This is a genomic window from Xenorhabdus kozodoii, assembly GCF_002632875.1.
Taxonomy (GTDB): domain Bacteria; phylum Pseudomonadota; class Gammaproteobacteria; order Enterobacterales; family Enterobacteriaceae; genus Xenorhabdus; species Xenorhabdus kozodoii.
Map to the genome: position 1 here is coordinate 1 of NZ_NJCX01000015.1, position 21038 is coordinate 21038.

Below are 21038 nucleotides of genomic sequence, written 5' to 3' on the forward strand. Positions count from 1 at the left end.
AGGTTGACAGGTGAGTGCATTGAACACCTCCCCCTATTTTCAGGAAGAATATATCATGAGCTATCATGCCACAATGGAGCGTACGACTGTAGTACTAAGAATTCCTTGAAAGATAAATAGCATATGGTTACTTCTATTGAAACGAGTAATATGATGAAAACTGGATTTTTCTTGTCTTTATTACCCTCTTTTTTCTGGTGAATAAAATATTTGTAACTATCCTAGATTATTTTAGTTATCTAGATCAGTCCAATATTTTTTATTATTTTATGTGTAAATTATAATATTACGCTAAATAGCACAAACTCGATACGATGTGTATCTGGTTTTATTTCATTCACGTAAAAGCAAATAGGAAGGTTTCACTAAATTTAGGATGCCCAGGTTGGCATATAAGGATTTTTTTTGGTTGAATATTATGATGTAGCAATTATTGGTTCTGGTCCCGCAGGACTGGCCGCAGCACAATGTCTGAATGGTAGCGGTCTTCGTTCAATTCTGATTGATCAAGGAAGAGCTATTAATGAACGTGATAAAGACACTGAAGCGGAACTTACTCAGGGTCATGGCGGTGCAGGTCTATATTCTGATGGAAAATTCTCATTTTTTCCATCGGCAAGTCATCTTTGGAATTTACCACAGCAAGAAGCATTGCATGCAGCCTATGATTGGACCTGTAACCTGCTTACTTCTTATGGTTTGAGTACCCCACCATTTCCAGATAATCCTGAAGCCTATACAGTAGGAAGTGGGGAATGGGTGCTTAAAGAATATCCCTCTGACTATTTATCTCTACAGGCGAGGTTGGAACTTATAGCACAACTGATCAATAGTACAGAATCTGATATTCTGACTGATACACGAGTATCTCACTATCGCTATCTGCCTGAATGTGACTATTTTGAGTTTATTTTAATTGATGACAAGAATCAGCTTAAAACTCTTCATGTTAAACGTATCATTGTAGCCAGTGGTCGTTTTGGTCCACTAGAAATTCCAGATATGTTACGGCATTCTTTCCGGCGACTTGAGGTTGGGTTTCGCATTGAACAACCTCATGATCTATCATTTTTTGGGAATATGCCTCAACTTGATCCAAAACTTAAATTTCAATCGGAGTCTGGTGAGGTGGAATGGAGAACATTCTGTGCATGTCGTGGTGGAGAAACCGTATTAACACAGACTTTGGGATTGTGGACTGTATCTGGTCATTCTGATGGACCGTATTCCGGACGCTCAAATGTTGGCTTCAATACGCGCGTTCTGGATGAGAAGATTGCAAAAGATTCTTTGCCTGCCATGCTTAACGAGTTATCAAAACCTGAGTCTTATTTCAGAGTAAAACTTCAGGATGTATTGAACACGGATTCAGAATCGGCAATTAAACTAAAAAATACGTATGGCGAAAAACTCATGAAGTTGATGCTTGATGGTGTTAAGAGTCTAATGAAGAAATTTCCAATACTTGACCATCCTGAAACCCGGCTTATTGGACCTACTCTGGAAGGAATAGGATGGTATCCTGAAATTAACGGAGAATTACGTATGCCTGACTTACCCGTATGGGTGGCTGGTGATGCTTGTGGTTTATTCAGGGGAATTGTTGCTGCGTTTATCAGTGGACATTATGTAGCATCTTCGGTGTTATCTGATTTGCAAAGGAGTTAACTGTGAGTAAAAACGGGAAACCTGTCGTCGGTGTCGGTGCCATTGTTGTCCGTCCAGATGGTGCAATATTGCTGGGATATAGAACAAAATCAGGTGAGTTACCATGCTGGTGCTTACCGGGAGGCCATGTCGAGTCAGGCGAATCGTTTGAGGCCGCAGCCGTACGTGAAATCGCCGAAGAATCAGGCATAACAGCGCTGAATGACGTGCGTATATTGGCGATCACACAGCAGCTTGATGCTTCTATTCCTATGATTACCGGTGCTGTGCTGGCATCAGTCAATTCAGATGTTGAGGCACGAGTATTGGAGCCTGAAGTCTTTTCTTCTTGGCGCTGGTTTAGCCCCGATGCTATTCCCGTTCCATTATATCCAGCCAGTAGTACCGTTTTGGCATGTTGGTTGGGAACTGACTTACCCAATAATTGGCGGATTTATCCGATTAATCAGCTCGGAGAACAGGCGTGAGTTTGCTACATGTCTTTGATATGGACGGCACCTTGTTAATAGGGACTACCGCGAGTATTGAAATTTCTCGTGAACTGGGTTGTTTAGATGAATTAATGGTGCTCGAACATAATTTCAGTATAGGTCAGATTGATACCCATCAATTTGCAACGCAAATATACAAACTTTGGAAGACACTCACCCCGCAAGATGTGATTCGAAGTGTGGAAAAGGCTCCGTGGATTTCGGGTTTAAAAGAAGTGCTGGAAGACATTCATCTGCGCAATGAACATTCTTTGGTTGTAACCATGTCTCCCCGCTTTTTTGCTGAACACCTGTACCTTATGGGAGTGGATGTTGTTGTTGCCTCGCGTTTTCCTATTTTGCCATTCAAAGAGGAGTTGGACGTCGCTGGTATATTACGTCCTGTCGATAAAGTCACTGTTGTCGATCAACAATTACTCGAATATGGTTTGGATAGAATGCATTGCATCGCCTATGGTGATTCTTCATCTGATATTCCGCTTTTTCAGGTGCTGCCACATACCGTCTCAATGAACGGGGATGAGTATATAAATCCGTGGTCACGTCTGAAATATGTTGGAAATGATTTACGAAATGCCTATTCGTTGGCACGCAATATTTTTACTGATCAATGAAATGCTCCCGTATTGTATCGTGTTGGGAACCACTAGCAGTCGAAAGTAGATATCGTAACTATCAGAAAGAAAACCGGAGGCTATCCCTCTCCTCCGTTTTTTTAAGGTGTGATTGGGTTTTTAGTGTCTGAAAAATGCTTTTAGCCGCTTATTAACCTGCTGTTTATCAAAAGGTTCCAGCGGTTCACTGGGGGATAATCCGGCCCATTCTAATTGTTCCGCTTCATCTTCAGTCAGTGTTTTCTGCTTTCTGAGTTTGAGCAAATGGTTCCAATTCCAAATGCCGCCAGAATCTTCCGCCGGACACAGGCCATTCCCTGCGGTCACTTCCGGTTGGATAATGTCTTTTTCCATCACTTTCTCTACGATTATCTGATGAAACCAATCATCACCAAAGTCATATTGATAGTTGAGTTCATCCCCAATTTCAGCCAAAAATACCCCGATGCGTATTTGGTCATAATGTTCTTCTGGGATGCTGTCTCCTTCAATATTAAAACTGAATAGATGAGCGTTTTCCCAGCCCATGGCAGTTTGTATCACATCATGAAATTCATTGAGTGTTAGCTGGTTACTGACACGGATACGGCGCCATACGGCTGGCGTTGCATCGAGTAAACTCACCTTGAGAACCAATCCTTGTGGTTCGATCTCTTCTTCTTGTTCCATGTAAAAATAGTCAAAACTGAGTTCAGACAAAGTTTCAAATAAAGCAAACTTTTTGCGGTTTAACGCAGGATCTCTAAGGGCATAAGCCAAATCTAAATATTGATCGACCAGATGGGGGGCTTGTGATGTCAATCTATATTGCTCAATGACAGCGGAGTAAGTCAGGCGCTCAATAAACCACTCCCGATTTGCATAGTAATAGAGCTTCAATAAATCCCTGGGTTTTTTCGCTTTCAGTAAGTATTCTTCCGGTGCCAGCCACGACAGTATTAATGAGGAACCCATGGCGATGCCAAGGCGATTCTGATCCTGTCGTTTCGGATTAGCTTGATAACCGAATTTTTGACTCCAGTGTTCGAGTTCAAATGCTTCTGGCTGTGTCCATTCGGGTGGAAGTTGCGACAGCCAATAAAGTGAGTCGAGATCGAGTGGCGTGTTTTTAGTTTGCTGAACGGAAAGTATCCACGGTAAAATTTGTTGCAACCAGTCAGGGGAGACGGGGGTAAAGTCAATATAACCGTCATGATTGTTTAATTCTTCAATCAGTTCGGGGATGGTTCGGTCAGGATCAATGTTCGGTAAGCTCTCGCGAATACCCGATTTAAAATCCAGCATCATATTCATCTGGTATTTTTTGCTATCCAGTGTGATTGTCATCATCATGCTGGCGCAATCATTTCCATCAACATGAGTGACGTATAACTCGTGTATCTTTGCGGTTTCCTGCACCTTATGGCAATGCGACATGGCTCTTTTTTTCCAGCGCTTGAAGCTGGAATGAATGGCGGGATGGCGGTTGAACCGTGCGCACAGATTGATGAGTTGCAGGTAAGATAAGTTCTCCCAGGCAGAAGAGGGACAATCGTCCAACGCTTGCGCGCTGGCAAGGGCAATCGGCTCTTCAAAGTATTGGGTCAGTAGAAGTAGGGCATCGATGCCCCATGTATGCTTGGCAACTTCCGACAATAGATGGGGTAAGGCTTCCTGGGGCGCGACGGAAAGACCGTTTTCAAAAAAATCAACAAACTCAATGCCAGACTGAATTTCAAACTGCGCAAAGAGTTGGCTTAAATTGAGCGGCTTGGCCGGGAAAGTCGCGATATTGGTGCTATCGGCATATTTGGAAGCATCTAATAGCTGGGTGATATCAGTGTCGATGTGAAACTGGTTTCTTTTCAGGATCGAGACACATAATAACAGGCATTCGCTATTGATCCCGAATTCTTCTTTGGTATGTACCAAAATTTGCTCAATGAACTCTTCAATTTGCCGTTTGGCTTCAGCAGGCAACTTATTTATCGTCAAGGCAAGTTCTGCTATGGCAATTTCAAGCCAATGGTTAATGCTATCGCCTATCTCATCCATCGCTTCTTTGGGCAACATTAACACCATGCTTATCAATAAGAAGACATTTTCTGGATCGGAAAACCACTGTATTTGCTTTTGGGTTAGGGAACGTTGTTTCTCGGAAGTGTGGGCATATTTTTGTATGGCGGATAACAATTTTTCAGGTGTGAGTTTCATCATTAATCTCTTCAATTATCAATATTTCAACCAAGAAGAGTGCTGATTATTATACGGACATATCCACCCTTCCCCTTTATTATCGTCAATAGTCTAACCTGAATTTTGGAAAGGTCAGTAAAGTTGTATTGAAATTTAGCCATGTGATTTCCAAGTTGCTGCTTTGTGGTGTGTAATTTGAAAATAGGCTATGGCAATGCCATTCTGCTGTCTGGCGGGGTAAGATGGCTGGGGAATAACCGATTAACAGAACGGGGAGGTAAGATAATGAGTATTCGCATTGTGCCTAACGATCAGCCAGATAAAGAGCGAGGAAATACAAGGGGGGCGAGTTTTATTCCTCCAGTGTTATTTACCAATCTGAAAACGCTTTATCAACAGCGTGCTGAGCGTTTGAAAACCTTGGCAACAGAAAGCAATCCATTTGCAAGTTACCTGAATTTTGTGGCAGAGGTTGTACAGGCACAGCAAAAAGCGTTGTATGACAATCCGCTGGATATAGAATTAGATGAACTCCTCCGCCATTCCCACCAAGAAGATCGTATTCCTCTGGATTGTAAAACGCTGCACCGTAGCCAACACTGGCAAAATATCCTGCACGCCTTGATGGCGGAATTACGGTTTACCGTACCTGAACATGTAAAACCTACCCTCGAAAATCTGGCAAAAAATTCAGCCCAAGAGTTGGAAGAGATGGCGAGTGCGCTGCTCAAGAGTGAGTTCAGTAAGGTCAGTGCTGATCAGGCGGTGTTTGTCTGGGCGGCGTTATCGGTATATTGGGTGCAAATGGCCAGTTTGATCCCTGGCAAGGCACGGGCAGAGTCTGGAGAACATCGCCAGTTTTGTCCAGTGTGTGGCAGTATACCGGTTGCCAGTGTGGTGCAAATCGGCACTCACCAGGGATTGCGTTATTTGCATTGTAATCTGTGTGAAAGTGAGTGGCATGTTGTCCGCATTAAATGCAGTAACTGTGAACAAACCCGTGACCTGAATTATTGGTCACTGGAGAGTGAGCAAGCCGCAATCAAAGCGGAAAGTTGTGGTGATTGTGGGAGTTATCTCAAAATTTTGTATCAGGAAAAAGATCCGGGTGTCGATGCGGTGGCCGATGATCTGGCGTCATTGATTCTGGATGCCAAAATGGAAGAAGAAGGTTTTGCCCGCAGTAGCCTGAATCCTTTTCTGTTTCCTAACAAATAAAGGGCGATAGGGAAACGATGACACACGTAATCAACTTGCTGTACCGCCAATTACCCGCCATTGACAGGTTGTTGCAGGAGCCGCATATCATCTCGCTGGTTGCCTCTTATGGACAGACGCAAGTGGTGGATATATTACGGAAAATGCAGGAGCAGGCGCGGATGCATATTCGCGAACATCAAGCTTTGCCAGAATGGAGTGACGATTGGGCTGCATCCTTGCAGCGAAGATTGGACGAGGCGCAAACGTCCGCCTTAACCCCCGTATTTAACTTAAGTGGAACAGTACTCCATACCAATTTGGGGCGTGCATTGTTGGCCGAATCGGCCATTGAAGCCGTGACGCAAGCTATGCGTTCACCGGTGACGCTGGAATATTCTCTTGATGGCGCCAGTCGCGGGCATCGTGATCGGGCATTGGCTGATTTACTCTGTACGTTAACGGGGGCAGAAGATGCGTGTATCGTTAACAATAATGCCGCCGCGGTCTTATTGATGCTGGCAACCGTGGCGCAAGGAAAAGAGGTTGTCGTTTCCCGCGGTGAATTGGTCGAGATTGGCGGAGCGTTCCGTATTCCTGATGTTATGGCGCAAGCGGGTTGTCGTTTAGTGGAAGTGGGGACGACTAACCGGACACACCTGAAAGATTACCAGCAGGCAATGACACTTGATACGGGTATGCTGATGAAGGTGCATACCAGCAATTACCGCATTGAAGGCTTCACCGCCGAAGTATCGGGGGAGGAATTAGCGAAGCTGGGCAAGGCGTCCCAAATCCCGACTGCTATCGATCTGGGTAGCGGCTCCATGATAGATATGACGCAATATGGTTTGCCGGCTGAACCGATGCCCCAGGACTGCCTGAAGTACGGTATTGATTTAGTCACTTTTTCCGGGGATAAATTATTGGGGGGTCCCCAGGCCGGCATTATTGTCGGTAAAAAACCGTGGATCGAGGCTATCCAGCAGCATCCCCTGAAACGCGCATTGCGGGCGGATAAAATGACCTTGGCGGCACTGGAGGCCACTTTGCGCCTCTATCAAAACCCTGAACAACTTCGCCAGGCATTGCCGACTTTGCGTTTGCTGACCCGCGCGCAAGACGAAATTCGTGATATGGCACAACAGCTTATTCCCCAAATTCGGGCATATTACCGCGATAAGTTCATTATTCGTGATGAGCCTTGCTATTCCCAAATTGGCAGTGGCTCCTTGCCGGTTGATAGATTACCCAGTTGGGCACTGACTTTTGCCGCTATCGATAGGCGTGGCAGCACCTTGGAGAAATTGGCTCACCATTGGCGTAATTTGAAAAAACCGGTCATTGGGCGCCTGTATGATGGCCGATTATGGCTGGATCTGCGTTGTCTGGAAGATGGAAATGCATTATTACGGGCATTGTTACTAAATTGCGGTGATAAAAAATAGGCTCGATAACGATGATTTTTGCCACAGCAGGACATGTTGATCACGGTAAAACGACACTCATTCAAGCCATCACAGGCGTTGATACGACGCATCTACCGGAAGAGAAAAAACGCGGGATGACGATTGATCTCGGTTATGCCTATTGGCCGCAGCCAGATGGGGCTTCGCTGGGTTTTGTCGATGTACCAGGGCATGAAAAATTCCTGTCCAATATGTTGGCAGGGATGGGTGGCATCGATCATGTCTTGTTGGTTGTTGCCTGTGATGATGGTGTGATGGCGCAGACGCGGGAACATCTGGCAATTTTGCGTTTGATCGGACGACCTGATATCACGGTTGTGCTGACCAAAGCGGACAGTGTCGAACCCGCACGGATTGAGGAAGTTCGGCAACAGGTCGGGCAATTATTGCTATCACAAGGCTGGCAATCGGTGCCTGTGTTTGTCACGGCAGCCATCACGCAAGAGGGCATTACCCCACTGAGAGAGCATTTGCAGTCTATCTATCAATGCCACTTCTCTTCTTCTTGGCAACAGCCGCAGCCTGAAAAATTGCAACAGCGATTTCGTTTGGCTATCGATCGTGTTTTTACCATTAAAGGCGCGGGGCTGGTTGTCACTGGGACGGCGTTGGCGGGAAGCATTAATGTCAATGATACCTTATGGCTGACTGGCAGTGCTCAAACCGTAAGAGTGCGTGGCTTGCATGCCCAAAATCAACCCGCCCAGAGCGCTAAGGCGGGGCAGCGTATCGCCTTGAATATCGTCGGCGATATCAGCAAAGCGCAAATTTCCCGTGGCGACTGGCTGTTATTACAGAAACCAGCATTGGCGGCTGAAAAGGTGTTAGTCGAAATTGACGCTGATGCGCCACTGCAAAACTGGCAACCTGTTCATCTCCATCATGCCGCCAGCCATATCACCGGAAGAATTTCTATCCTGAACTCGCTAACCGATACGCCAATATTGGCGGAATTGACGCTGGATCGCCCGTTGTGGCTGGTGGAAAATGATCGCTTGGTATTGCGTGATATCAGCGCCAGAAAAACGCTGGCCGGGGCGCGGGTCGTTAGCTTAAATTCCCCGCGCAGGGGGAAACGGCAGCCTGAATTTCTTGACTGGTTAACCCAACTGGCACGAACGATCCGCCATACGGAAAGTCTGACCTTATATTTAACGCGTGGAGCGTTATCACTGAGCCATTTTGCCTGGGCACGTCAGTTGACAGAAAACCAGCTCAATAGCTTACTGGTTGGGATGAAGGTTATCGTTGCGGGGGATTGGGTATTATCGCAGCACCATGCCCGGTTGGCAGAACAAACACTCTTGCAGACAGTAGGGGAGTACCACGAAAAACATCCCGATCAACTGGGCGTCGGTAAGGCGCGTTTGAAACGAATGGCGTTGCCGACACTGGATGACCTGCTGGCTTATAAACTGATCAATCGGTTGCTGGAACAAGAAGCGCTAAAACAAACACAGGGTTGGTTGCACTTGCCTGAGCATGGATTGATGTTTACCGCAGAGCAGGCGCGTTTGTGGTTAAAAGTGGAACCCTATTTTCAAGCAGAAGCATGGTGGGTGCGCGATTTGGCGTCTGAAATGGGGGAAGATGAAGAGATCATCCGTCATTTTTTGCGAAAAGCCGCCCAATTGGGGCTTATTATCGCCATCGTGCCCGATCGTTATTACCATCGTCAGTACATTCAGCAACTTGCCGATTTAATCCGCAACTATGCTCAGGTTAAGGGAGGTATAACGGCTATCGATTTTCGGGATGAATTGGGGATTGGCCGGAAATTAGCGATCCAAATACTGGAATATTTTGATCGTACAGGGTTTACCCGCAGGAAAGCGGATTTGCACGTTTTGCGGGATGAGGGCATGTTCTAGCGTTTTAGTTTAATGATGGGCGGATTGGCCGCATTTTATTTACAGTCTATGGGACAACCTGTGCTATTTTTCATCAGGTTGGTCAACTGAACTCATGTGTGGAATTCAATAGAGTATGAAAAAAAAGATAATCTCAAGGATTTATCTTGGATTGTTGTTGGTGGCTTCCTTGATATTAGTGTTTGAGAAAAGTGGCGATATTTATCCTGCTCTGGTGTCTGTCGGCGTATTCGGCGTCATCTTTGGCCTGGTTTTTTTAGTTTCAGCGCGCTGGTTATTTTCGGCGGCGTTAACGGGCACCTTATTTATCATCCTTAAATTCCTCAACCAGATAAAAATCCATTACTACAAAGAACAACTGATGTTTTCTGATTTGAATGTGATGTTAGATCCTTCAAATCAGGAGACTTTGCGCCACTATTGGCTGGCTGGTATCGCGATTGTTGCCCTGTTTATCTGGTTAATCTTTAACATGATAGTGAGTTGGAGAGCGCTACCGCCTGTGCGTGGGGTCAAATGGCGCTTCGCCAGTATCGTTTTGATGATTGTGGGGGCGTGGGATATCAACCTGACCGTCAGTGCTTACCATACTCAATGGCAGGGGGAATTGCCAAAGGGACGGGGGACGGTGACCAATATGGTGATGTCAGCCTCGGATGCTCAGTATCAGCCCCCGCAATTTGGCGCATCGGCGGATTATTTCTTGCAACAAGCGGCAAAAGTGTCACTGCCTGAACCTCAGTCAGCGGTTAAACCCGATGTGGTGGTGTTATTGCAGGAATCTACCGTCAATCCCCATATTTACCAATTACCTGCCCATGTACCGTTGCCCGATCTTTATATGTTCCAGCGTGATGCCGGTGTCAGCGCCCAAAGCCCACTTAGGGTACAGACTTTTGGTGGCGGGACATGGCTATCTGAATTTTCCGTTTTGACTGGGTTAAATACCGATGATTTTGGTTCGCGTAAAAATGCGGTGTTTTATTTTGTCGTGGATCATTTGAAAAACAGTCTATTTCGCGCCATGAAAGACAACGGCTATTACACGGTTGTGCTGACCCCGTTTAACAAGTCCGCCTACCATGCCGGACATGCTTACAAGACACTGGGTGTTGATCGCATTATCCAGCCACAGGAGCTGGGCTATCCCGCAGACATGGATGAAAATTTATGGAAAATCTCGACACAGGATATGTTGTCTTACGTGAAAACGATCTTGGCTAAGGAAACCGACAAGCCGATTTTTATTTTCTCTTTGACGATGTATGAACATGGCCCTTATGAAGAGAGCCATCATGATGATTATGGCTTGGCAGGCAAAATGACTCCTGCAACGGCGGCAGGAAAATTTAGCCATTACATGGAAAAAATCGTGGCCTCTGATCCTGCCATCAAGGATTTCAGTGAATTTGTCGCCCATCGCGACAAGCCGACCGTTTTCCTCTATTTTGGTGATCACCAACCAAACATAAACGTTGATCACTATCACTCTCCACTCCCTGATCCGGCACATGTGACGCAATTTACTTTGCGGGATAACCTGAAACAGGGGGCACCAATAACAACGGGCAAACTGACCGATATCGCCTTCCTCGGCGGAATGATCCTGGAGCGTACCCGCTTGCCAGCCCCGGCGTTTTATCAGGCCAATATGATGATGCGCCATTTATGTGATGGGGCTTTGAATGATTGTCAGGATAATGCACTGGTAGAGAGTTATAAGCATTATATTTACCAGCAGTTACAGGTGGCAGGTGAGGAATAATGACTCGGTACACTGATCAGGGATGAAAGGGGAAAACCTACGCAATATTGCCGTGCAGTTGCGTAGGTTTTTTGCATGGTTTACATCAGTGGGGGCGTGATGCGATACGCACATCGCCGGTGGCCGCTCAGGATATATTCGGTTCTTTCCACGTTAGCTTGCAGGATCTCGCGAAACAGTTTCAGCTCTGTTCGACAAAAGCCCTGACACAATTTGGCGGCGGCACAAATGGGACAATGGTTTTCAAAAAACAAAATAGCGCCAGTTGCCTCAACAGAATAATGGGCCATATAGCCTTCCCGGCAGCGGATCGCCACCAGACGCTCAACCTTCTCCTGTAACCCTGTCGCCCCCTCCATCACTTTTTTATAGTTGGAAAAAGCCTCTTTTTCACGGGCGCTGATAATCAAATCCATCGTCTCTTCACCCAATTGGTTACGAATAATCGAGATCAGTTGGGTTGTTAGCTCTGCATGGGTATCAGGAAATTTGGCATGGCCTTTTTCTGTGATATGCCAGCGTTGTATTGGGCGACCCACTCCCCGTGTTTCTGATATGGCTTCAACTAACCCCTCTTTCGCCATTTTTACAAATTGCTGACGGGCTGCTTCGCCAGTTGTTCCCAATAACTTGCCGGCATCAGAGGCTTGTAAGGCACCTTGAGTCTTCAACAGCATTAATAGCTTTTCACTCACTGTCTGCCCCACGATTATACTATTATCCAAGTCATCGCTTGACATATTGTTGATTCCGACATTAATTTATTCCAAGATTTATCTTGTTTAATTTAGCGTAAGATTTTTCACAACTCAACCTGTGTTCAGGGCAACAACTATGATAATGACTGAGGAAAGCCGCTGGAGGGATCTGTTTTCCAGCAAAAATGCGCCGAGTGCGATAGCACTTTCACTGGGCGTGGTATTGATGGCAGTGAATACCTTAATTGCGATTACGATTTTGCCTTCTGTCGTCAATGATATTGGTGGATTAAATCTCTATGCCTGGAATACGACATTGTTTGTCGTGGCATCGATTGTTGGTTCTGTACTTTCTGCGAGATTGCTGAGTGCATCGGGCGCAAGAAATGCGTATCTGGTTGCATCGCTGACCTTCTTTATCGGCAGCTTACTTTGCACCCTTGCCCCGACGATGGAAATTATGTTGGTTGGCAGAACCATTCAGGGACTGGGGGGAGGATTTCTGTTTGCCCTCTCCTATTTGATGATTAACCTCGTATTTATTCCACCACTTTGGCCGAAGGCGATGGCGCTGGTCTCTGGGATGTGGGGCGTAGCGACTTTAATCGGGCCGGCTATTGGCGGTATTTTTGCTGAAATGAATGCATGGCGTTACGCTTTTGGCATCATGCTTCCCGTTATTTTGTGTTACGCCATATTTACCTACCTGATCTTACCTAAAGCAGAGGTGCAGAATAAAACCAAAACCGCGTTGCCCATTGTGCAATTGGTGCTGCTATCAGCAGCGGTGCTGGCGGTTTCCTCAGGCAGTTTGTCACAAGATATTCGCTTCAATATTATCGGCATTGTTGTCGCTGTGATATTGGTCTCTTTACTGGTCATCCATGAACGCCGGGCTTCGGCAAGGTTATTGCCTGAAAATGCCCTGAGTTTACGCTCTCCCCACTTAGTTTTATTCATCACCCTATCTTTATTGGTCGTTGGGTTATCCGGGGATGTTTTTATTCCCTATTTTCTGCAAATTCTGCATGGTCAATCCCCTCTGGCGTCGGGTTATATGGTTGCTTCCGCGGCAATAGGCTGGACGGTAGGGGAAATACTCAGTGCTAGCTGGCAAGGGGCGAAGATGCGGTTTGCCATTGTCAGCGGGCCGATCTTTATGTTGGTTGGCATGTTGCTATTACTGGTGTTGTTGCCATCCCCATCGGCAGGGGGGTGGTCGATTATGCTACCGATAATTTTGGGATTGTTTCTGTTTGGCTTTGGCGTTGGATTCGGCTGGCCTCATCTTCTGACCCGCATTTTACAGGTTTCCAGTGAGACGGATAAAAACATCGCCGGTTCATCCATTACCACGGTACAGCTATTTGCCACTGCATTTGGTTCTGCATTAGGTGGGATGACGGTCAATTTGTTTGGATTTTATCAGCCAGGGGGAGTGGAAGGGGCGGCTTCTGCTTCTTATTGGTTATTTTTACTCTTCTCCATTGCACCCATATTGGCATTCTTAACCGCATGTCGATCAGCAAAAATTAAGGCAGAGGAATAAATTGATGATTAACGGCATGCCCATAAAAAAGGAATGCCGTTTTTCTGATTACGCGTGATGGGAGATATCCGTATAATAATGATGCTTGCTATCATAAATAAGAGATAAGGATATTTAATGTTGATCATTTCCCATATACCAACGGATAGTTGTAATGCCAGAGAAATACAGCCGAAAATAAACGCTATATTGAAAATAAAACATTTTTTTGTACTGTTTTTATTGCTTATTGGAATAGGCAGCGTATCGGCTGGAGAGATAAAACAAGAAACCATCACGGTTGAAGTTCCTGTGTTAAACAAGCGCGTGGTAGATATCTCTCAGGTTTTGACAAAAGAAGAGAGCCAACGCCTGACCCGCCAACTGAAAAAACTGGAATCTCAAGAAAAGGTACAGATGGCTGTCCTGATTATCCCGACCATTGGCAGCGAGACTATTGAGAAATTTTCTTCCCGCGTATTTGATAAATGGAAGTTGGGCAGTAAAGAGAGCAATGATGGTATCTTGTTTTTGATCGCGTCCGATGACCACAAAATGCGTATCGCAGTAGGTTCCGGCTTAGAAAATCAATTAACTGATGGCAAGATTGCACGTATCTTACGTGAAGAAGTGAAACCGGCTTTCAAAGAAAAGGCTTATTTTGAGGGCATCAGCAATGCCATTAATTCAGTTGATACATTGCTGAAACAGCCTAAACAAGCAGGGATCGATAAAGAAATAACGAAAGTGACATCGGCTTTCTCAGAAGAGGGCGACGGCGCATTCAGTAAGATATCGGGCAAAGACATTGCCGCACTATTGTTTTTTTGGCTGATCAGTCTGTTCCTTTTGCCAATGAAGGTCTTCCGTGAGGGACACTGGTTTAAGCGTTCCCTTAAATGTGTCGTGACCATAGCGGCAGGAACCTATTTACTGACTCTGGTTGGATTATTTTCTTCCATTCCGGCAGAGTTTTATCTGTTGGTCTTCCTGTTGCCGATCATTCTGGTATTTTTGGCGATCTCTACCGTGTTTTCATTATTAAAAAGCGCATTCAGCAGCCTTTTTGGTGGCTTGTTCGGTGGCTCTAGACCTGAACGTACAGAAAGTGGCGAGGATAATGACGATGATGACAAACTTTCCGGCGGCGGTGGCGGTAGCAGTGATGGTGGTGGTGCTTCCGGCAATTGGTAAGGTCTGATTTTTTCTTGACCGTCAAAAGATATCCCTGAAAAAATCCAGTAATATCTGTGAATTACTGGATTTTTTCAATGTCATCCGTCTTTATGAAACCCTGGATTTATTCATTGAGTATACGACCTTAATCCGCGTCATTATTGGATTGATGATATTCAATATCTTAGTTTGGTACACGGTAAAACGAGGTGTTCACCCATCCTCATAAAAAATAAGTTGTGATTATGTCTTACAGTTTGGGTGAGTATAGTCCACCAATTCGCGTAGGTGCTGCGCCAACTGGTCAACGGTTTTCTCGCCCGTAGCTGCATCTACCGTTAAGTTTTCCAGTGTATTGTCGTTATCACGGATCTTGATACCGTTGCGGTAAAGAAAAGTCATGGTAACGAAAAACGCTGTGCGCTTATTACCATCATTAAAGATATGACCGCGAGCAATAGCAACCCAGTAGGTAGCTGCAAGTTCAAAAATGTCTGTTACGCCTTCGTAGTGTGTACGGTTTTGCACTCGATATATGAGTGCTTCGGCTCTGCCAGAGTCGGGCATTCCAGCAACGCCGGGAAGCCGCTGTAATATACGGTCATGAAAAGCGATAACGTCCTGTGCACTGACCCATATCACCGGTTTGTCAGTGCCTCTACTGTATGTCCATGACGCTGCATAATAGAATCGAATTCTGCATCCAGTTTGGCATTCTGGTATGCCTCGAATTCTGCCTTACTGATAACAACAGCTGAGCTGCCGTCTCGACGAGTAATCTCAACAGGTTCGCCGTGGGTAGCAGCATCCAACACTTCTGAAATATTGGCTCGTGCTTGGGTTGAGGTGTATGTACGCATAATATGTCTCCAAATAGGTACATATTAATTGTACATGTCTTGGACGATTAATCAACAATCGAGATCTCGGTACGGATTACCTTTAATTGTCTCAGTGCTGGTTTTGTTCCCCTCTGCTGGTGGGTTAACTCCATCATAATGGCTTCTATTGTCTATCTGTTTAACGCGGTTTTCCCTTAATGTGTTGTGATTTGATCCGTAATTCTGATATTAAAAAAGCCAGTAATAACTTGTAGTAACTGGCTTTTTGATATTATCTGCGAGGTTATGAAACCCTACTCAATATTTTGGATCTGTTCGCGCATTTGCTCAATCAGGACTTTCAGCTCAATCGCTGAATTCGTCACATCGGCATTAATTGATTTTGAAGCCAATGTATTCGATTCGCGGTTAAATTCCTGCATCATAAAATCCAGTCGGCGACCGACGGCTTCTTTTTTCGTCAGGATATTTCGTGTCTCTTTGACATGGGCATCCAAACGATCCAATTCTTCAGCCACATCGACGCGCTGAGCCAACAAAACTAATTCTTGTTCAAGGCGATTATTCTCTAACTGAACTTGTGCTTCTTCCAGCTTGGTCTGTAAGCGTTCACGCTGCCATTGCAGGATTGCCGGCATGTGTTTTCGGACTTTAGCGGCTTCTACCGATACCGCATCTAAACGCTGCTCAATCAAGGTCTTAAGCGCTTGCCCTTCGGTTTCACGACTCTGGATAAAAGAATCCAGCGTCAGATCTAATTCCGCCAGCAACTGCGTACTGATGGCGTCTAAATCCTGCTCTTCGGCGCACATCACGCCCGGCCAGCGCAAGATATCTACCGGATTAATTTCACCTTCATTACTCTGCTGTTTAACCCAGCTTGCTGCTTCAACCAGTTGTTTTGCCAGCTTTTCATTCAGAATTAAGGAACCCTGGGCAAGGGTATCTAGCTCAAAACGCAGGTTACATTCCACTTTACCGCGTGTCAGGCGGGAACGAATGCGCTCACGGATGACAGGTTCAAGGCTTCTGAATTGCTCTGGCAGGCGGATATAGGTTTCCAGGTAACGCTGATTGACGGAACGCAGTTCCCATGCTGCATTTCCCCAACTTCCCTTGATATCTCGCCGCGCAAAGGCAGTCATACTACGGATCATAATTCGTTCTCAATGTATAAAATGATGGGCGGATTATAGCGTCCCCTATAGATGCAGGATAGGCATTCGCCACTTTAGGTCGTATAATGCGCCCCCAATAATGTACGAACAACGGAGATCACACTATGAGCTTAGTAGGAAAGCGTCCGGCGGGAAGGGCAGCGGGGCAGGTGCGTCCTATTAAAATGACCCGTCATTACACCAAACATGCGGAAGGTTCTGTTCTGGTGGAATTTGGGGATACCAAAGTGTTATGTAATGCCTCCGTTGAAGAAGGCGTTCCCCGTTTCCTGAAAGGCCAGGGGCAGGGCTGGATCACTGCCGAATACGGCATGTTGCCGCGGGCGACCAATAGCCGTAATGCGCGCGAAGCCGCCAAAGGCAAGCAAACAGGCCGTACGATGGAAATCCAACGCCTGATTGCACGTTCATTGCGTGCTGCCGTCGATTTAAAAAAGCTGGGTGAATTTACCATTACGCTGGATTGTGATGTGATCCAGGCGGATGGGGGTACGCGTACCGCCGCTATTTCCGGTGCTTGTGTGGCATTGGTTGATGGCCTGAATAAGCTGGTTGCAGCAGGCAAATTGAAAGCAAGTCCACTGAAAGCGATGGTTGCGGCAGTCTCAGTTGGGATTGTTGAGGGTGAAGGACGTTGTGATCTGGAATATGTCGAAGATTCTGCGGCTGAAACTGACATGAATATCGTCATGATGGATGACGGCAGAATGATTGAAGTGCAGGGAACCGCAGAAGGTGAACCCTTCAGCCATGATGAATTGCTCTCATTGCTGTCACTGGCAAAAGAGGGGCTGGAAACGATTTTCAAAGCGCAGCGAGATGCGTTAGAACAAGAGCCATTAAAAGCATAAATCAATCAGGCGGCTGAAGAGTCGCCTTTTTTATGCCTGCAATTTACCTGCAATAGAGTCATGAATGAGAAAAGATCAAAGAGGAGAACCCAATGAAAGCCTATCAGCGCGAATTTATTGAGCTGGCACTGAAAAAACAGGTGCTGAAATTTGGCGAATTTACGCTGAAATCCGGTCGCAAAAGCCCATACTTTTTTAATGCGGGTTTGTTTAATACTGGACGTGATTTGGCGTTGATTGGTCGTTTCTATGCCGCAGCGCTGCTGGATAGCGGAATTAAGTGCGATTTGCTGTTTGGGCCAGCTTATAAGGGGATTCCGATTGCAACGACGACCGCAGTCGCATTGGCTGAACATCATGATCTCGATATGCCTTATTGTTTTAACCGTAAGGAAGCGAAAGATCATGGTGAAGGTGGATTGCTGGTTGGCAGCCCCCTGCAAGGTCATGTTGTCGTTGTGGATGATGTCATTACCGCAGGTACGGCGATCCGTGAGTCGATGGAAATTATTAAACAGCACGGAGCAACGCTATCGGGTGTGATTTTGTGTCTGGATCGTCAAGAGCGTGGGCGTGAAACGCTTTCAGCGATCCAAGAAGTTGAACGTGACTACCATTGCCAGGTTTTCTCCATCATTACTTTGAATGATTTGGTAAGTTACTTGCGTGAAAACCCAGAGATGCAATCTCATCTGGAAGCCGTGGAAACTTATCGCAAAGAATATGGTATTTGATGGTCAGCAAAGGCTGCCTGTCAGTCATTGTGATTGAGCAAAAAAAATCCCGCGCCCAAGGATGGGCGGGGTGAGTAGTAGAAATGGCATCTCATCAATATGATAAGGATTATGCCATTATTGAGTCACTAGGTTGTGAACTCAACGAATGGGAATATGTTAACACAACCCAACAAAAAATCCGCACGTTATCATTCACTGTATACAGATATGAACTCACGATGCCGCGATAAGCTATTGTAGTGGTAGGTTACTGTAGTTGGGTCAATATCAATGGCCAGCGTATTGCAAATTCCGTTGTCGGACGATAGCGAAATTCAGAGCGAACAAAACGGGAGAGCATCCCTTCACAAAACGCCAGTAACTGTGATGCCAACACGGATTCGTCATAAGTGAAGCCTTGCCCATCACGGATTTTTTTCTCTTTTAGGATTTGACGAAGTTGCATTTCAATTCGCTCAAATAGCTGGTTGATGCGATTTTGCAATCTGTCTTGTTCGAACATCAGAGCATGGCCGGTCATGATGCGGGTCAATCCCGGATTTTTTTCCGCAAAGCCCAAAACAAGGGCGAGGATTAACCGAATGCGCGTGATGGTATCCTTTTCATCTTGCAGGATCAGGTTGATACGTGAAATTAAGGAATCTTCAATAAACTCAATCAAGCTGTCAAACATCCGGGTTTTACTCGGAAAATGACGGTAAAGGGCTGCTTCAGAAACACCAACGTTTGCGGCGAGTTTTGCAGTCGTAATGCGTTGACTGCCATCACTGGATTCCAACATATGTGCCAGTGCCTGCAAGATTTCCTCACGTCTATTTTTCTTTTTTATTCGTTCTTTTTCTGCCATGTCTGGTAAGACCCCTGCTAAAACAGCAAAACAAATCCAGCTATTTCTTGCCACAATGTTATTGTTGCCAAGACATTGTGGGCAAAAAATATGAAAATCGGTTGACGATATCAGGCCTTATGGAACGTTATTGACGACCGGAATGACCAAATCCACCATCGCCGCGCTGGCTCTCCTCAAAATCTTCAACCAAATTAAATTCAGCTTGTATTACGGGCACAAAAATCATTTGGGCGATACGTTCGCCTGGCTCGATGGTGAACGTTTTATCACCACGGTTCCAAACTGAAACCATCAATTGTCCCTGATAATCTGAATCGATAAGTCCCACCAAATTGCCCAGAACCACGCCATGTTTGTGTCCCAGACCAGAACGAGGGAGAATAACTGCCGCCATTCGTTCATCGGCAATATGGATCGCAATTCCCGTTGGCAAAAGTTCAGTTTGGCCAGGAGCCAGTTCCACTGCAATATCCAGACAAGCTCGTAAATCTAAACCCGCAGAGCCAGGTGTTGCATAAGTCGGTAAAGGGAATTCTTGCCCGATGCGGGGATCAAGGATTTTAACGTCGATTTTTTTCATCATAGCGTTTGAGTATCTCGTCTAATAAGCGGTGGCTGAGTTGTAATTTACCACTGTGGGGCAAATGAACACTACCAGCATGCCAGAATAGATGTAATGCGTTAGTATCGCTGTTGAAACCGTGTCCAGCCAGGGATACATCATTCGCGCAAATCAAGTCCAGATTCTTCTGCTTGAGTTTTCCGCGGGCATATTCTTCCACATTCTGGGTTTCGGCTGCAAATCCAACGACAAAGGGACGATTTTTTTCCAGTGCAGCAACGCTGGCTACAATGTCAGGATTTTTTACCAGTGTAAACGTGATTTCATCACCTTGTTTTTTGATTTTTTCCGTTGAAATTTGCTTAAAACGATAGTCAGCCACGGCAGCGCAACCGATAAAGATATGCTGTGAAGCCGCGGTGGCCTGAACCTGCTCATGCATTTCCAGCGCACTACTGACATCAATACGTTTAACGCCCTGCGGTGTGGGCAGATTAACGGGGCCGGTAATTAATGTCACTTCAGCACCACGCTCTGCTGCTGCTTGTGCAATGGAAAATCCCATTTTACCGGAGCTATGATTGCTGATGAAACGAACAGGATCTAAGGCTTCACGGGTTGGTCCTGCGGTAATGGCGATGCGTAAACCAGAAAGATTTTGCTCAGCGGTGAAATGTTGCATTGCTCGTTCGACGATTGCCATCGGCTCTAGCATTCTCCCTGGACCAACATCACCACATGCCTGGCTGCCCTCGTCTGGGCCCCAAATTAAGACATTACGCTCTTTAAGTACGTTCAGGTTATGTTGGGTTGCCTGTGCACGGTACATTTGTTGGTTCATGGCTGGTGCAACCGCAATGGGGGCAGCGGAAGCCAGGCAGATTGTGGTAACTAAATCATTCGCCATGCCTGCGGTTAAGCGAGCCAGCAGGTCAGCCGTAGCGGGTGCGAGAATAATTAAATCAGCCCACTTTGCCAGTTCAATATGTCCCATGGCGGCTTCGGCTGCCGGATCGAGAAGATCATCTGAGACGGGATGACCAGATACTGCCTGTAGGGTCAGTGGCGTGATGAAGGCTTCTGCTGCGGGCGTCATGGCAACGCGTACCTGAGCACCGCGTTCACGTAAGCGGCGCACCAGTTCGGCCGTTTTGTAAGCGGCGATCCCTCCGCTGATTCCGAGGACTATCTGTTTACCAGAAAGCGCATGTTCAGAAAATGGTTTGCCGGAAAATCCTGTCATTTTGATTGTCCAGAGGTCAGTTGCAATTCCTTAAGATTCTATCACAAGAAAATATGGGTTTGAGAACCCGCCCTATTTAGCCAACCAAAAAGGGTAAGTTTGCGAAGCGCTGCGCAAGCCGCG

General features: G+C 46.0%; 19 protein-coding genes. 11 read left to right on the plus strand and 8 right to left on the minus strand.

The window, feature by feature from the left end:
• Nucleotides 1-405 precede the first annotated feature (405 nt).
• The 3 genes from Xkoz_RS11220 to Xkoz_RS11230 are packed head-to-tail and all read left to right on the plus strand — an operon-like array spanning nucleotide 406 to nucleotide 2773.
• Nucleotides 406-1668 carry an FAD-dependent monooxygenase gene (locus Xkoz_RS11220; RefSeq protein WP_099142248.1) on the plus strand — a complete coding sequence of 421 codons (1263 nt, stop codon included), beginning with the start codon at nucleotides 406-408 and terminating at the stop codon, nucleotides 1666-1668.
• Between the two features lie 2 nt (nucleotides 1669-1670).
• Nucleotides 1671-2135: a nucleotide triphosphate diphosphatase NUDT15 gene (locus tag Xkoz_RS11225; RefSeq protein ID WP_099142249.1), complete on the plus strand. Its 465-nt coding sequence runs from the start codon at nucleotides 1671-1673 to the stop codon at nucleotides 2133-2135.
• Nucleotides 2132-2773 carry an HAD family hydrolase gene (locus tag Xkoz_RS11230; protein WP_099142250.1) on the plus strand — a complete coding sequence of 214 codons (642 nt, stop codon included), beginning with the start codon at nucleotides 2132-2134 and terminating at the stop codon, nucleotides 2771-2773. The genes Xkoz_RS11225 and Xkoz_RS11230 overlap by 4 nt, the downstream gene beginning before the upstream one ends.
• A gap of 120 nt (nucleotides 2774-2893) precedes the next feature.
• Here the strand turns inward: Xkoz_RS11230 and Xkoz_RS11235 are convergent, their stop codons facing one another.
• Entirely contained in the window at nucleotides 2894-4969 is a 2076-nt protein-coding gene (locus Xkoz_RS11235) for a plasmid pRiA4b ORF-3 family protein (RefSeq protein WP_244183458.1), read from the minus strand.
• A 264-nt stretch (nucleotides 4970-5233) separates the two neighbouring features.
• On the opposite strand from Xkoz_RS11235, the gene fdhE reads away from it, so the two are divergent.
• The 4 genes from fdhE to Xkoz_RS11255 all read left to right on the plus strand — a co-directional run bounded on the left by fdhE (nucleotide 5234) and on the right by Xkoz_RS11255 (nucleotide 11250).
• Nucleotides 5234-6166, plus strand: coding sequence for a formate dehydrogenase accessory protein FdhE (fdhE, locus tag Xkoz_RS11240; protein WP_099142252.1), 933 nt, complete (start codon nucleotides 5234-5236; stop codon nucleotides 6164-6166).
• Nucleotides 6167-6183: 17 nt separating this feature from the next.
• Entirely contained in the window at nucleotides 6184-7593 is a 1410-nt protein-coding gene (gene selA, locus Xkoz_RS11245; protein WP_099142253.1) for an L-seryl-tRNA(Sec) selenium transferase, read from the plus strand.
• 11 nt (nucleotides 7594-7604) lie between these two features.
• Nucleotides 7605-9485, plus strand: a complete 1881-nt coding sequence (gene selB, locus Xkoz_RS11250; RefSeq protein WP_099142254.1) for a selenocysteine-specific translation elongation factor — start codon at nucleotides 7605-7607, stop codon at nucleotides 9483-9485.
• 115 nt (nucleotides 9486-9600) lie between these two features.
• Entirely contained in the window at nucleotides 9601-11250 is a 1650-nt protein-coding gene (locus tag Xkoz_RS11255) for an LTA synthase family protein (protein ID WP_099142255.1), read from the plus strand.
• Nucleotides 11251-11330: 80 nt separating this feature from the next.
• Here the strand turns inward: Xkoz_RS11255 and Xkoz_RS11260 are convergent, their stop codons facing one another.
• A complete protein-coding gene (locus tag Xkoz_RS11260) occupies nucleotides 11331-11990 on the minus strand; it encodes a helix-turn-helix transcriptional regulator (RefSeq protein ID WP_099142256.1) in 660 nt (219 codons plus the stop codon).
• Between the two features lie 94 nt (nucleotides 11991-12084).
• Here Xkoz_RS11260 and Xkoz_RS11265 point away from each other — a divergent pair, with 94 nt between their 5' ends.
• Nucleotides 12085-13497 carry an MFS transporter gene (locus tag Xkoz_RS11265; RefSeq protein ID WP_099142257.1) on the plus strand — a complete coding sequence of 471 codons (1413 nt, stop codon included), beginning with the start codon at nucleotides 12085-12087 and terminating at the stop codon, nucleotides 13495-13497.
• A 117-nt stretch (nucleotides 13498-13614) separates the two neighbouring features.
• Complete coding sequence (locus Xkoz_RS11270; protein ID WP_099142258.1) at nucleotides 13615-14670, plus strand: TPM domain-containing protein; 1056 nt, start codon at nucleotides 13615-13617, stop codon at nucleotides 14668-14670.
• Nucleotides 14671-14895: 225 nt separating this feature from the next.
• Here the strand turns inward: Xkoz_RS11270 and Xkoz_RS11275 are convergent, their stop codons facing one another.
• The 3 genes from Xkoz_RS11275 to Xkoz_RS11285 form a co-directional block, all read right to left on the minus strand.
• The gene (locus Xkoz_RS11275; protein ID WP_099142259.1) at nucleotides 14896-15294 is read right to left on the minus strand and encodes a type II toxin-antitoxin system death-on-curing family toxin; all 399 of its coding nucleotides are present in this window, start codon (nucleotides 15292-15294) and stop codon (nucleotides 14896-14898) included.
• Entirely contained in the window at nucleotides 15291-15512 is a 222-nt protein-coding gene (locus tag Xkoz_RS11280) for a type II toxin-antitoxin system Phd/YefM family antitoxin (protein ID WP_047962450.1), read from the minus strand. The genes Xkoz_RS11275 and Xkoz_RS11280 overlap by 4 nt, the downstream gene beginning before the upstream one ends.
• Nucleotides 15513-15787: 275 nt before the next feature.
• Nucleotides 15788-16651 (minus strand): YicC/YloC family endoribonuclease, encoded by an 864-nt coding sequence (locus tag Xkoz_RS11285; protein WP_099142260.1) that lies wholly within the window; start codon nucleotides 16649-16651, stop codon nucleotides 15788-15790.
• A gap of 125 nt (nucleotides 16652-16776) precedes the next feature.
• Between Xkoz_RS11285 and rph the strand changes: the two genes are divergently transcribed.
• Both rph and pyrE read left to right on the plus strand, forming a co-directional pair.
• Nucleotides 16777-17523 carry a ribonuclease PH gene (gene rph / locus Xkoz_RS11290; protein WP_099142261.1) on the plus strand — a complete coding sequence of 249 codons (747 nt, stop codon included), beginning with the start codon at nucleotides 16777-16779 and terminating at the stop codon, nucleotides 17521-17523.
• 92 nt (nucleotides 17524-17615) lie between these two features.
• On the plus strand, nucleotides 17616-18257 hold the full coding sequence (gene pyrE, locus Xkoz_RS11295; RefSeq protein ID WP_099142262.1) for an orotate phosphoribosyltransferase: 642 nt from the start codon (nucleotides 17616-17618) through the stop codon (nucleotides 18255-18257).
• A gap of 250 nt (nucleotides 18258-18507) precedes the next feature.
• Here pyrE and slmA read toward each other — a convergent pair whose 3' ends face one another.
• From slmA to coaBC, 3 genes are all read right to left on the minus strand, one after another.
• Nucleotides 18508-19107: a nucleoid occlusion factor SlmA gene (gene slmA / locus Xkoz_RS11300; protein ID WP_099142263.1), complete on the minus strand. Its 600-nt coding sequence runs from the start codon at nucleotides 19105-19107 to the stop codon at nucleotides 18508-18510.
• A gap of 127 nt (nucleotides 19108-19234) precedes the next feature.
• Nucleotides 19235-19693 carry a dUTP diphosphatase gene (gene dut / locus Xkoz_RS11305; RefSeq protein ID WP_099142264.1) on the minus strand — a complete coding sequence of 153 codons (459 nt, stop codon included), beginning with the start codon at nucleotides 19691-19693 and terminating at the stop codon, nucleotides 19235-19237.
• Nucleotides 19671-20915: a bifunctional phosphopantothenoylcysteine decarboxylase/phosphopantothenate--cysteine ligase CoaBC gene (gene coaBC, locus Xkoz_RS11310; RefSeq protein ID WP_099142265.1), complete on the minus strand. Its 1245-nt coding sequence runs from the start codon at nucleotides 20913-20915 to the stop codon at nucleotides 19671-19673. Before coaBC ends, dut begins: the two co-directional genes overlap by 23 nt.
• Nucleotides 20916-21038: the final 123 nt, after the last annotated feature.